6 protein-coding genes are annotated in these 12792 nt (G+C 69.1%); 2 read left to right on the top strand and 4 right to left on the bottom strand.

Translation table 11 applies throughout. From position 1 onward, the window contains the following. Window positions 1–119 precede the first annotated feature (119 nt). Window positions 120–4199, bottom strand: coding sequence for a G8 domain-containing protein (locus AC5JJ2_RS01765; RefSeq protein ID WP_495856248.1), 4080 nt, complete (start codon window positions 4197–4199; stop codon window positions 120–122). A 710-nt stretch (window positions 4200–4909) separates the two neighbouring features. On the opposite strand from AC5JJ2_RS01765, the gene AC5JJ2_RS01770 reads away from it, so the two are divergent. Next, complete coding sequence (locus AC5JJ2_RS01770) at window positions 4910–9163, top strand: tetratricopeptide repeat protein (RefSeq protein ID WP_495856249.1); 4254 nt, start codon at window positions 4910–4912, stop codon at window positions 9161–9163. A 205-nt stretch (window positions 9164–9368) separates the two neighbouring features. Here AC5JJ2_RS01770 and AC5JJ2_RS01775 read toward each other — a convergent pair whose 3' ends face one another. Together AC5JJ2_RS01775 and AC5JJ2_RS01780 are read right to left on the bottom strand one after the other, a co-directional pair. Further along, window positions 9369–9827 (bottom strand): hypothetical protein, encoded by a 459-nt coding sequence (locus tag AC5JJ2_RS01775; protein ID WP_495856250.1) that lies wholly within the window; start codon window positions 9825–9827, stop codon window positions 9369–9371. A 79-nt stretch (window positions 9828–9906) separates the two neighbouring features. Continuing rightward, window positions 9907–10953: a polysaccharide biosynthesis/export family protein gene (locus AC5JJ2_RS01780; RefSeq protein WP_495856251.1), complete on the bottom strand. Its 1047-nt coding sequence runs from the start codon at window positions 10951–10953 to the stop codon at window positions 9907–9909. A 225-nt stretch (window positions 10954–11178) separates the two neighbouring features. On the opposite strand from AC5JJ2_RS01780, the gene nusG reads away from it, so the two are divergent. Further along, window positions 11179–11766, top strand: a complete 588-nt coding sequence (nusG, locus tag AC5JJ2_RS01785) for a transcription termination/antitermination protein NusG (RefSeq protein ID WP_495856252.1) — start codon at window positions 11179–11181, stop codon at window positions 11764–11766. A 104-nt stretch (window positions 11767–11870) separates the two neighbouring features. On the opposite strand, the gene AC5JJ2_RS01790 is transcribed toward nusG, so the two are convergent. Continuing rightward, window positions 11871–12584, bottom strand: coding sequence for a response regulator transcription factor (locus AC5JJ2_RS01790; RefSeq protein WP_495856253.1), 714 nt, complete (start codon window positions 12582–12584; stop codon window positions 11871–11873). Between the last annotated feature and the right edge of the window lie 208 nt (window positions 12585–12792).

A 12792-nucleotide genomic window follows, 5' to 3' on the forward strand; every position in this document is an offset into this window, starting at 1 on the left:
GCTTTTTCCGGGGGGGGGGTCTTGGGTTGGGGGGCCGGGTGGGGGGGGGGGGGGGGCCGCGGACCCCCCCCCGCCCCCCCCCACGCCCGGTACCATTTCTGGCTGGCGTGCAACGGCCGTTACAGCGGTGCGACCAGGCCCGCGATGAGCGGCCGGACCGTCGAGGTGAGGGGCGCGACCTCACCGGCGACCGCGAGGCCGTATTCGGCCCACGCCTGGGCGTTCGTGAGGCCCGCGACCGGCGCGCCGGAAATGCGCTTCGAGCCGTCGGTATTGAGAATACTCTGCGGTACAATCGCCGCGGCGTGCTGACCCGCATAGTAAACGCGGAAGTTGTTCCCGGCCTGTCCGTTGTAATCGTAGACGAACAGTTGATCCCGTTGGACCAGGTTGACCACGTCTTGGACCGTGTCGAGCATCACAATGTTCGCCTGCGGCTTGTCGAAGGACGGAATGGGCAGCTGATCGAACCGGACGTTCCGGACGACGACCTGCCGCGACCCCACATAGTCCGCACTGGCCCCCGCCATCCAGAGGTGCTCCAACGTAATGTTCGTGTAATTCCGCAGGTAGCTGTCTTGGATCGTTTGCGACCCGGCGGACCGGGTCGAGGGTGCCCAACCACCGTTCGCGCCCTGGATGTCGCTGTTCTTGACCAGGAAGTCCTTCTGGAAATAATCCCCGGAGTAAATCCCGGCCGGGCCGGTGCCGTACCGGGCCAAGCTCGCCCAGTCCCCGCGGAAGACGTAGCCGTCGAACGTGAGCCGGTTCGTCTCGTAGCCGTAGTACCCGGTGTAGTAGATGCCCCAAGCCCGGAAGTCCTTGACCACGCTCTCCCGCGCGTCCGCCCACGGGGCCGTGTAGTCGGTGCCCAGCGACCAGAACGTGACGCCGACGCGCATGGCCCCGTACGACTCGTTGCGAGCGAACTCCCGCACGGGCGTGTTCGTGGCGTTCGCCCGGACGAACTCGCCGGCCGCCGGGTTGGCCCCTTGGAAGGCGGGGACGGCGATCCCGTCGGCCCCGTGCATGTAATAGGAGTAGCCGTACTGAGCGTGCGACACGACGTTGTCCACGACGACGTTGTCCGGCCCTCGGAACCAAAGGCCCGACCCCTCGTGGCCCACGTCACGCCACCCGCGGTCCAGGGCCCGTTCCGTTCCCGCGCCGGTAATGTTCACGACGAAGTTGTGGGCGATGACGTTCTGCACTTCTGTCCCCGCCTCGGCCATGATCCCGGCCCCGGCCCAGTTCCACAGGACGTTGTTCTGGATGAGCCCGAAGCTGCTGTCCGTCAGGGCGATCCCCCACCGGAATGGCATGGGGTCCACCGGGCAGATGACCGAGTTCCCGTCGAACGTGAACTGGTAACCGTTCGCCTGGGGCGTCGTCGGACCGAGCAAGTGATCGAACGTCACCGAGTATCGCCCCCGCTGGTTCGACCCCACATGCGCGACCGCCCCGTTCGCGTCGTACGTGGTGCTGTCCCAGGTCGCGATCTGGGATCGGCCGAGGCCGGCGAACTGCGCGTTCTGAATGTCCACGTTGGCCCGCATCGTGAAGTACGTGTACCCGCGGGTGCCGAGCGAGTTTTCGGAACGGACCAAGACGTTGTGCGTGGTAACCCCCACGTGCGGGAGGAAGTCCAACTTCCCGTCGCCGTCCCGGGCCCCCAGGTGGTCGAAGGCTAACGGGGCCGTAAGGCTCAACGTCCGGCCGTCGGCCGATATCGCCGCAATGGTGGGCCGCTCGTCTTGCGACGCATACGTGCCCGTGTCGGGCCGAGTGTCGCTGTTCAATTGACGACTGTCGGGCAGCAGGATGCGGTCGCCCACCCGCCACCCGGCGACCGGACTCTCGAGCGTGAGGGTCGTACTCCCGGCCTTTGCTTCGGCCGCGAGCCGGACCCATTCGGTCGATCGGTCCGCGCCGCGGATGGAGACGTTCCCGAGGGCGATCAACCCGTGCCCGAACTGTTCCGGATCCTTCGTGGTGTCGAAGGGGACGTTGTTAATGATGACTTCGGCCTTGGCGGTGGCTAGCACTGGCGCGGCCGCCGTGCCGACGGTCAGCGTACCGTCGGGCAGCACCACAAGGTTGGTCACCCGGAGCCGCGTGCTCACGTCCGGTCGGAAGGCCAGCGTACCCCCGGCCCGGACGGCGACCGTGTCGAGCTTCGCGTCGTTGACGTGGTCGAGCGTCACCGTCACCCCCGCCCCGATCGCGACGATGTCCCCCGCGACGGGTAATCGGCCGCCCCAAGTGGTCGGATCCGACCACGCCCCCGACTGGGTAGCCACGATCGTCGGGCGGCCGCCGAAGTTCGGGATCGCCGCGTAAGGGGTCACGATCCAGTCGTCGGTGATGACGACGGCCCCACCGCTCGAGACGGGCGCACCGGCGGGACCCGACGCCGGCGACCCGAGCGGCGGACTGGTCGGAGATGTCGGGGCGGCGGGGGCGTTCGCGGGGGGGAGGACGGCGGCTTCGGGGTCGATAAAGACGCCAGATATGACGGCCCCCTTACCGCCGGACGCGTCCGTCACGCGAAACCGGATGTGACCGCTAATCACGTAGTCCGAATACGTGCCCCACTCGAACCCCGAGACGGTGCGTGTGTCGAGGACCGCACCGGTCGTGGCGTCTAACGCTTCGACCGTCTGAACTCGCTGATTGCCGTTCAAGTCGAGGGCGTAAAGGCTCACCACGTGGGCTTTACCGTCGGTGAACTTCACGTCGATCGTTATGGCCGCGCCGATCCAGCCCGCCGAGACGCGGCCTTGACCGTCGGCCGTCAAAAGTGCGCGGGTGTCAGTAATTGGCTGATTAAGCACCCACGTCGATGCGTCCGATACTGTCACCTCGGCGGAACTAGGCAACTGGGGCGACTCGGTAACTAAGCTGAAACCTTCTTGGCCGTACACGCCCTTCCAATTGCCGACCGTCTTGACGTCATAGCCCAGGAACGTGGCGGTGGCAGGATTGGACACCGGCGGGCTGACTGGGGGGCTAACCGGCGGCGACACCGGCGGCGACACCGGCGGACTCACCGGCGGGCTAACCGGCGGCGAGACCGGCGGGCTGACGACCACCGGCGGGATCGCCGGCGGGCTGACCGGGTCCTTACTCGGCTTCGTCGGCTTCGTCGGCTTCGTCGAGGTCTGATCGAAGAACAGGCCCGCCACCGTCGCGTCCGGGCCGGACACCGCCGTCACCCGGAGCCGCACGCTCCCGGAGACGGTGTAGCTGAGGATTTGCCCGTTGCCGAAGTTGGACATCACCTGGCTGCTCAACACCCGGTTCGACACGGCGTCGATCAGCTCCACCCGCTGGCGGCGGCCCAGGTTCCCCTCGTCCACCGCGTACACGGACACCTTGTGCTTCTTCCCGTCCGTCAGGTTCACGTCCATCGTCACCGTCGGCCCGGCCCACGCCGGGGCGGTCACCTGCGCGTACGCCGGGTAGGTCGCCGGGCCGGCCGGCAGGACCTGCCCCTCCCGGCCGTAGACGCCTTGCCAGTTCGGGCCGGTCGTCTTGTCGAACACGACGCCGGCCAGGGCGGCCGGGTCCTGCGGCTGGCGGGCCGGGGTGTCGAAGAACACGCCGCTGACGGCCGCGCCCGGGCCGGACAGGGCCGTCACCCGGAACTGCACGCTCCCGGCGACCGAGTAGTTCAGGTACTGGCCGCCGGTGAACCCGGACACGACCCGGCTGCTGAGCAGCTTCATCCCGTTGTCGGCGTCCCGGACCTCCACCCGCTGGGTGCGGCCCTTGCCGTCGAAGTCCACCGCGTGCAGCGCGACGGCGTGCGTCTTGCCGTCCGTCACCTTCAGGTCGAACGTCAGCGTCTTGCCGGTCCACGCCTGGGCCGTGCGGGCGTCGCTGCCCGGTAGCGTCAGGGCGCGGGCGTCCGACGTGGTCGGCATCCAGGTCGTCGTCGATTGGCCGCCGATCGCGAATTGCACGTAGCCGGGGGTCGCCGGCGTCGCCCCGGCGAGGGCCTGACCGTCATCACCATACTGCCCTTGCCAGTTGCCCTGGGTCGCGGCGTCGGTGCTTAAAAGATTGGCGGTCGCGGGAACTTCGCGGGCTTCGAGCGCTTCCAACAGGAGTGACCGGGGGGTTCGGGCGGCCGAGTTGGTTTGATTCTGAAGGCCGAACGTCCGGAACAACTTCGCAATGCGGGCACGGTTCGACATGGTGCAGTCACTCCACAACAATTCCTACCGCGACCGGCCGTTCCGCAACCGCTAACCAACACAAGCGGACAAAACCACACCGCCGGCCGTGGTCAACACGGCCGGTCAACGTTGGTCGATTACGGACGGATCGTTCGCAATAGCAACAAGTTCGAGAAAGGCCCGTGGATCGGGCGACCAATACCGCCGAGAAACCGGTCATTCGCAATCGGCGGGAGACCAATTGGGTCAGACCTATGGATGGAACCGCTTGAGGGTACGGCGGCTCGCTTCGGACCGGGAGTGAGACAGGAGGGCACTCGACGTTCCGACCATCTCTGTTGCATGGAATAGATCAGCCTTCCTGACCGGTCAAGCCGAAGCAACCGACACAATCGGGTTATTCGACACTCCAGAACTGCAGTTCAGACGGGGGACAAAACCGGGAAGTTTCCCCCGAATTCTGAATCCGGAAATTTACACCGTTGTGCTAGGTAAACGCCGAAGCCGTTCAACCACAGCGGAAAACGATGAGATCGGATTCACTTTATCTGCACGGCGATTTCAGCCGCCCCCGGAATAGTGCGAACTTACAGGAACTGTAGCGGATCGCCTGACAAGAAACCGGTTGCGAACCCAGGTAATTTACTCCCATCGGAACGGCGACGCGCCCAGGGGGCGATGCGTCCCCGTCGAATTGTTCGACACCGCGCGGTACTCGGGAGGCGGCCATGAATCGCCAGATCAACTTTCGATTCCTCGGGGTGATGGTCGCCATCCTGGCGGTCGTCGCGGTCACGTCGAACGTCCTGCACGGCTACCAGGTCAAGCGGAACGCCGGGTACTTGCTCGCCCAGGCCAAGAAGGCGCAGCTGGGCGAGAAGCCGGACGTGCCGGCCGCGATGAAGTACCTCAACCACTACCTGACGCTCCGGCCGGAGGACGCGGCGGCGCGGGCGCGGTTCGTGGCGATCCTCGGGGGGCGGGCCAAGCACTACAAGGAAAAGGAGCAGGCGTACCTCGCCATCGAGAAGCTGTTCCGCGACCACCCCGGCGTCGAGCAGGCGCTCCGCGACGACCCGGCCCTCGCCGCCGAGCGGGACCAGAAGGCCGAGAACCCCCACCTCGCGGCGACCGCGGCCGACCAGATGAACCTCCGCCGGCGGGCGGCCGAACTCGCCATGGAGATCGCCCAGTTCGGCGAGGCGAAGGTCCACCTGGAGGCGGCGGTCAAGGACCAGCCGCAGGAGGGGGAGTTGTTCGTCCTCCTCGGATACTGCGACGAGCGGCTCGGGCGGGCGGACGAGGCGGAGAAGATGTACGCGAAGGCGGCGGCCATCGACCCGGCGCGGGTCGAGCCGTACCAGGAGCTGGCGCGGGTCCGCCGCCGGAACGGGAAGGCCGCCGAGGCCGACAAGGCGATCGAGGAGATGCTCCGGGCGAACCCGGCGTCCACGCGGGTCCGGCTGGCGGCCGTCGGGTACTACAAGGGGCAAGGGCAGCTCGAGACCGCCCGCCGGAACCTCGCCGCCCTCCCCGCGGAGTTGGCGCACGGCGACAAGGACGTGCTCCTCGTGACCGCCGACCTGGCCATGGCCGAGCGGAACGACGCGGCCGCCCGGCAGGCGCTGGAGGCCGGCCTCAAGGCGTACCCGGACGAGGTCGAGTTTTACATGCTGTCCGCCCGGCTGGAACTCGCCCGCGGGAAGCGGGCCGAGGCCGTCGCGTTCGTGCAACGGATCGTCCCGAAGCTGACGGCCCAGTCGAGATTCACGTTCCCGGTCGCCGAGCTGCTCCTGGACGCGAACGAGGCCGTTGAGGCCCGGAAGCTGACGGACCGGCTCAAGGGGGAGAGCGTCGATACCGAGTTCATCGACTACCTGGAGGCCCGGCTGTTCCTGGCCGACGGGCTGGCGGTCAAGGCGGAGGAGAAGCTGCTCCGCTGCCGGACGAGCTTCGCCCGCACCCCGGTCATGGCCGGGCGGACGGAACTGCTGCTGGCCGACTGCTACGCCCGGCTCGGCAAGCCGGACCTACAGCTGAAGGCGACCGAGCTGGCGCTGAAGACCGACCCGACGGACGTGATGGCACGGGCGGCCCACGCCCAGGCGCTGGCGGCCACCGGCAAGACCGATCAAGCCCGCGACGTTTACGAGTCGCTCATCCCGCGGAGCGGCCAGTTCGCGCTGGTCGTCGCGCGGCTCGAGCTGGCGCGGCGGGACCCGGCCGGGGCCGAGGCCGCCCTCGCGAAGGCCCCGCCGCGGCTCAAGGAGACGACCGAGTACCAGCTCCTCGCCGCACAGGTCGCCGCCCAGTCCGCGGCCTTCTCCGGGCGGAAGGAAAAGTACGACGAGGCGCTGAAGATGCTGGAAGCCCTGCGGGCGAAGGACCCGAAGGACTACCGGGCGTGGGCGTACCTCGCGTCCGCGAAGCCGGACGTGAAGGACGGGCTGGCCCTACTCGACCAGGCCCAACCGGTCGTGGACGACCAGGTCGGCCTCCGGCTGGCGCGGGCCAACCTGCTCCTCCGCAAGCCGCCGTTCGACCTGCCCGCCCTGCGGCAGCTCGAACAAGGGGCCGACGCGTTCCCCGAGGCGGACCGGGACCGGCTCGCGGTCGGGCTGGTCGGGGCGTACCGGTACGCGAGCGCCCCGGCGGACGCCGAGCGGGTGCTGCGGCCGGTCCTGGCCCGCAAGCCCCGCGACCTCGGGTTGCTGTTCCAGTTGTTCGAGCTGCTCCTGCCGAAGGGGAACGTGCCGGAACTCGGCGACCTCGCCAAGAAGATGGCCGAGGCCGAGGGCGAGGACGGCGCGACGTGGCGGTTCGTCGAGGCGTGGGCCGCCTGGCAACAGTACCGCGGCGACGCGAAGCCCGAGACCCTCCGGCACGCCCGCACCCGGCTGGCCGAGGTCGTGAAGCGGCGGCCGGAGTGGTACCTGCCGGCCCTGCTCGAGGGCGAGATCGACGAGGCCGAGGGGAGGATCGACGACGCCATCCAGCACTACACGCGGGCCATCCAGGCCGGGGCCCAGCGGGAAAACGTGGTGGCGAATACCGCGAACCTGCTGCTCGCCCGCCGGCGGTACGACGACGCCCGGCAGCTGCTCGACGGGCTGCGGCGGAAGACGGCGGCCCAGACGGACGCGATCGACCGGCTCGACGCCTTGACCGCGGCGAACCTCGGCGAGTCGCGGGAGGACCTGCTCGCCCGGGTGGAGCGGTCGCTGCCGAAGGACTCGACCGACTACCGCAACCACCTCGTCCGCGGCGGGCTGCTCGCGTCCCTGGGCCGCCCGGCGGACGCCGAGGCGGCCCACCGCCGGGCCGTCGCCCTCGCCCCGGCCGCCCCGGAGGCGTGGGTGTCGCTCGTCTTCTTCCTGGCCCGGGCCGACCGCGCCGCCGACGCCAAGGCGGAGATCGGGAACGCGACCACGGCCCTGCCGGCCGACAAGAAGGCGACCGCCCTGGCGACCTGCTACGAGGTGGTCAAAGACCGGGCCGAGGCCGAGAAGCACTACCTGCTGGCCGTGAAGGAGACCGGCGAGCGGCCGGAGGCCCGGCGGAACCTGGCGACGTTCTACCTGAACGGCGGGGAGGCCGCGAAGGCCGAGCCGATCCTTCAACAACTCCAGTCCGCCGACCCGGCCAACCGCCGGTGGGCGCGGCGGATGCTCGCCGTGACGCTCGCCGCCGGCGGCGACTACGCCCGCGGCGAGAAGGCCCTCGCCCTGCTCGAGGCGAACCTGCTGGAAACCCCGAACGACCCGACCGACCTCCGCGTCCGGGCGCTCGTCCAGGCCAACCGGCCGGGCGGCCGCCGGCAGGCGATCAAGGACCTGGAGGCGATGTTCGTCCGCATGCCGCCGTCGCCGGGTGAGGAGTTCCTGCTGGCCCGGTTGCTGGAGTCCGACGGCGAGTGGGCGAAGGCGAGCGACCGGTTCGTGTCGCTGTTGTCCAAGAAGGCGACCGACAACCCGCTGTACGTCTACCACTACGCCCGCAGCCTGTTGCAGCACGACGAGGTGCCCGCGGCCGAGAAGTGGCTGGAGAGGCTCAAGGGGCGGGAGAAGGACGCCGGCCTGTTGATCCTGGAGCTGCAGGCCCGGATCGACGCCGCCCGCGGCCGGCCGGCCGAGGCCGCGGCCAAGCTCAAGGGGTACGCGCGGGACGACTTCGCCAAGCGCAAGGACCCGGACGTGTTCCGCCGGGTCGGGCTGCTGCTGGCCGAGTTGAAGGCGACGGCCGAGGCCGAGGGGTTGATCCGCGAGTACGTGGCGGCCGTCGAGCCGAAGACGCCGGCGGCCGCCCTGATACTGGCGGAGTTCCTGGCCCGCCACCAGAACAAGGTGGACGAGGCGCTGAAGCTGTGCGCGGACGCGGTCGCCAAGATCGACCCGGACGTGGTCGCCCGCGTGGCCGTCGCCGTCGTCCGGCTCGGGGAGCCGACGGCCGCCCACTTCGCGCAGGCGGAGGAGATCATCCAACGGGCCCGCCAGGCGAAGCCGATGTCCAAGGACATCCCGGTGTCGTTCGCCGACCTCCGGGACGCCCAGGGCCAGTACGCGGACGCGATCCGGATGTACCGGGACATCCTGCAGACCAACCCGGCGAACACGCTGGCGCTGAACAACGTCGCGTGGCTGCTCGCCCTCCACGAGAAGAAGCGGGACGAGGCGCTGGAGTTCGTGGGCAAGGCGATCGCCGTCCGCGGGCCGGACGCGAACCTGATCGACACGCAAGGCGTCGTCCGGCTGGCGACCGGCGACCCGCAACAGGCGGTCACCGACCTCACGCACGCCATCGCCTCCGGGGCACGGCCGGAACTCTACTTCCACCTCGCACAGGCGTACCACAAGCAGGGGAACCTGGCCGAGGCGATGCGGGCGATGCGGAAGGCCCGCGAGTTGGAGCTGTCGAAGAAGGACCTGCACAAGCTCGAGTGGGCCGACTACGACGCGCTGACCAAGCTCGTGCAGGGGAAGTAGACCCGCGCAGGGGAACGGGGTCGCGTACTGGAGAAGTTGGGCGCGTGCCGGGCGGAAGTGGGGCGTTGGGACGACGACGGCCGCGGCGGGGGGAGGGGTGTCCCCCCCCCGCCGCGGCCGTGGCGTTAACCGGCCAGGGTCGCTTTCGAGCCGACCGACTGGGTACTGAGTACCCGGTACCCGGTACCCAGTACTCGCCGTTTCGCTACCGCCGACCGGCCCGCGGCGGCGGCGGTGCGGCCCGGCCGCCCCCGGCCGTGCCCGGCCGACCGCCGGTCGCGCCGCCGAGCGTGCCGAACCCGGCCCCGCCGGCCCCGCCGGTCGTCCCCTGCGGGCTGAGGTTCATGAAGTACCCGCCGGTGTTCAGGAAGCCCACCGTTTTGTCCCCCGTCCCCGGCAGCTCCGTCGTCGCGGCGGCCTGGTTCTCGATGCTCTGCCGGTTCTGGAAGATTTGCCCCTGCAAGTTCTGCGCGGCCCGCCGGGCGTCCTGCTCCGGGCGGACCAGCCCGTAGTAGTTGAACGTCGTCGAGTTCCCGCCCCGGAGCAGGTTCAGGTACGGGCTGTACGTCGGCCGCGCCGCCGGGCCGAACGGCCGGTTCGGGGCCTGGGCGGCAACCGCCCCGCACAGGGCCGCGGCCGCCAGGGACGCAAGGATGTATCGCACGAGTCATCTCCTGGAATGGACACGGGCGGGACCGTCATCCTAACACGGATCGCCCCGCCCGCGAACCCCGCGGGGTGGGTTAGAACCCGAACCCGCCGCCGAACCCGCCTTGGTTGCCGCCTTGATTCCGGAAGGCCCGCACCGTTCCGTTGCCGAGCAGCGTCACGCCGAACAGCCGTTCGATCGGGGTGATGACGCGGGCCAACTGCGTGTCGAACGAGACGAGCGGGTACGCCTGCACGAAGATGCGGTCGCCGGGCAGCACCTGGTAGTTCGTCCGCACCTGGCCGAGCTGCGTCAGCCCCTGCCAGTCGATCGGCAGGACCGACTCGTTCCCGTCCGTGCCGGGGCGGGAAATCCAGATCCGCCGCGGGTCGGACACCGGGCCGAGGCCGCTCACCTGGCAGAGCGCGTCCAGCACCGTCTCGTTGCCGGTCGCCGGGAGCCGGTAGAGCTGCTGCCCGCTCCCGCCGCCGTCCATGATGACGTAATAGACCTTGCTGTTGTACGCGAGCACGTCCACCGTCACCGCCGGGTCCTTGAGGAACTGCCGCAGGTGGTCCTCGATCGCCTTCTTCGTCTCCTCGATCGTCATCCCGGTGACGAACACGCTGCCGTACTCGCCGAGGCTGATCGTGCCGTCCGGCCGGATCAGGTGGCGGCCGCGGATCTGCTGCGTCGCCCGGCTGTCGGCCAGCTCCACGTCTACCTTCGGCTCCTTCAGCTTCTGCTCGACGACCTTCTTCACCGCCGCCTTCGCCTCCGGCAGCGTCATCCCCAGGACCGTCACCTTCCCGTACACGTCGCCGAGGCTCACCGCCCCCTCCGGGTCAACCGGGTACAGCCCCTCGATCGGGTTGGTCGCGTCCAGGATGGCCGCCTCCGGAACGCGGATCGCCAGCGTGTCCAGCGGCCGAATCTTGTACGGCGGCAGCGGGATCGTCTGGAGCGAGTTGATCTCCAGGATGTCCGGCGGCTCGACCCGGTACGTCGGGTGGCCGACCTTTTCCAGCTCCCGCGGCATCGGAAATGAAGGAATCGGGCGGTGCGGGGCGTGCGTACACCCGGCGGCGGCCGCGACCAAGAGCGCGAGGAACCCGGTGGTCCGCGTGGCAAGGGTGGTCATTCGTGACTCCTGAATCCGGCGGGAGCAAGACGTGTTTCTCCATTCGGAATCCGCGGCACGACGACTTTAATCGTTACAGTTTGCCGGCCGATTTCCGGAATCTCCCGACGTTCGCTCAAGTCCGGGGCCGGGCCGGGCGACGCGGCCGGCGGGAACGCGTGCTAGAATCCCGTGTTCCGGGAAAGTGGAGTTCCCGGACCGATTTTGGGTGTTGAGGACGTACCGATGCCGTTGCTCCCGCCGGAACCGTGCCACTTCCCGACCGACCTGTTCGCCGCGGCGGACCCGGCGGGCGTGAAGTGGTGGGTGCTGCACACCAAGCCGCGGGCCGAGAAGGCGATCGCCCGGTCCTTGTTCGCCCACCAGGTCCCGTTCTTCCTGCCGACCTACGAGAACAAGCGGCGGGCGGGCGGCCGCGTCCTCACGTCGCACCTGCCGCTGTTCGCCGGGTACATGTTCCTCCGCGGCACGGAGGACGACCGCGGCACGGCCCTGGGGACGAACCAGATCGCGAACTGCATCCCGGCGACGGCGCACCTCCGCGGGGAGCTGGAGGCGGTGTACCGGGTGATGACGTGCGAGTCGCCCTTCGGCCCGGAGACGCCGTTGGTTCCGGGCGCGCCGATCAAGATCGTCCACGGCCCGCTGGCCGGGATTCGGGGGAAGGTGCTCCGCCGCGGGAACCGGGTGACGGTGTTCGTGGAGGTGCAGATGCTCAAGCAGGGCGTGGCGGTCGAGATCGAGGAGTGGATGGTCGCCCCGGACGAGGCCGGCGAGGCGGCGGGCGACACGGCCGCGGTCCGGGCGAATTAAACCTGCGTGCGGCATCGTGAACGTTCGGGTGCGGAAAAGGGGTCGGGAGTCTTTTCGCCGCGAAAAGACTCCCGACCCCTTTTCCGCACCCGAACGTCGAACCGTCACTGGTTCTCGATCACCCACCGCATGGCGCGGAAGAGCATCTCGCCGCCCGACTCCAGCCCCAACTTCTCCTTGATCCGGGCCTTGTACGTCTCGACCGTCTTCGGGCTGACCCGCAGCCGGTCGGCCACCTTCGTCGTGTCGAGGCCCTGGCCGGTCAGTTGGAACACCTCCAACTCGCGGTTCGACAGCTCCTCCAGCGAGTCCGGGTTCACGTCCCGGTCGAGGCCGGCGACGTTGCGGCGGACAATGGTGTTCATCATGTGCGGGCTGAGGAACACCTCGCCCGAGAGGATGCGGCGGATCGCGCCGACGATGTTCGAGGTCGCCTCGTCCTTGCTGATGTACCCGGACGCCCCGGCCCGCAGGGACCGCTCGGCGTACAGGGACTCGCTCCGCCAGGACCAGACGAGTATCTTCGCCGTGCAGCCGCGGTCCCGCAGCCGGCTGATGAGGTCGAGGCCGTCGCCCCGCTTCAAGCCGAGGTCCACGATAATGACATCCGGTTCGAGTTCGGCAACGAGTTTGATGGCTTCCGGCAGGTCGGCCGCCTCGCCGCAGGGGTCCATGTCCGGCTCGAGCACGAGCCGGCCGGCGAGGCCGTCGCGGGTGGCCGGGTGGTCATCGACGATCAGGACGCGGGCGACGCGGTGGGCGGCTTCCGGGGACTTGACGCGGGCAGGGTCACGTTCGAGGGTCGCGGTCGTGGGCATGGTGGGCAATTCTCCTGGAGTTTTCGCACGATGAACGTCACGGGAGAGAATCCAAAATCCGGCGGGCCGGGACCGAGGGGAATCCAATCGGGGGTCGGGCACGCCTTGCAATCGCGGGAGAGAACCACCTCCGGAGGGTGAGGGACGGTAAAACCTATCAGAGGCCCGAGCCGTCCAAAAGGCGGGATCGGCAGAAATAACCGACCAA

Source organism: Limnoglobus sp. (assembly GCF_059499385.1).

Bases quoted from the DNA above. Each gene is read 5' to 3' on its own strand.
- AC5JJ2_RS01770 (WP_495856249.1), top strand. From the start codon at position 4,910: ATGAATCGCCAGATCAACTTTCGATTCCTCGGGGTGATGGTCGCCATC.
- AC5JJ2_RS01790 (WP_495856253.1), bottom strand. From the start codon at position 12,584: ATGCCCACGACCGCGACCCTCGAACGTGACCCTGCCCGCGTCAAGTCC.
- nusG (WP_495856252.1), top strand. From the start codon at position 11,179: ATGCCGTTGCTCCCGCCGGAACCGTGCCACTTCCCGACCGACCTGTTC.
- AC5JJ2_RS01780 (WP_495856251.1), bottom strand. From the start codon at position 10,953: ATGACCACCCTTGCCACGCGGACCACCGGGTTCCTCGCGCTCTTGGTC.
- AC5JJ2_RS01765 (WP_495856248.1), bottom strand. From the start codon at position 4,199: ATGTCGAACCGTGCCCGCATTGCGAAGTTGTTCCGGACGTTCGGCCTT.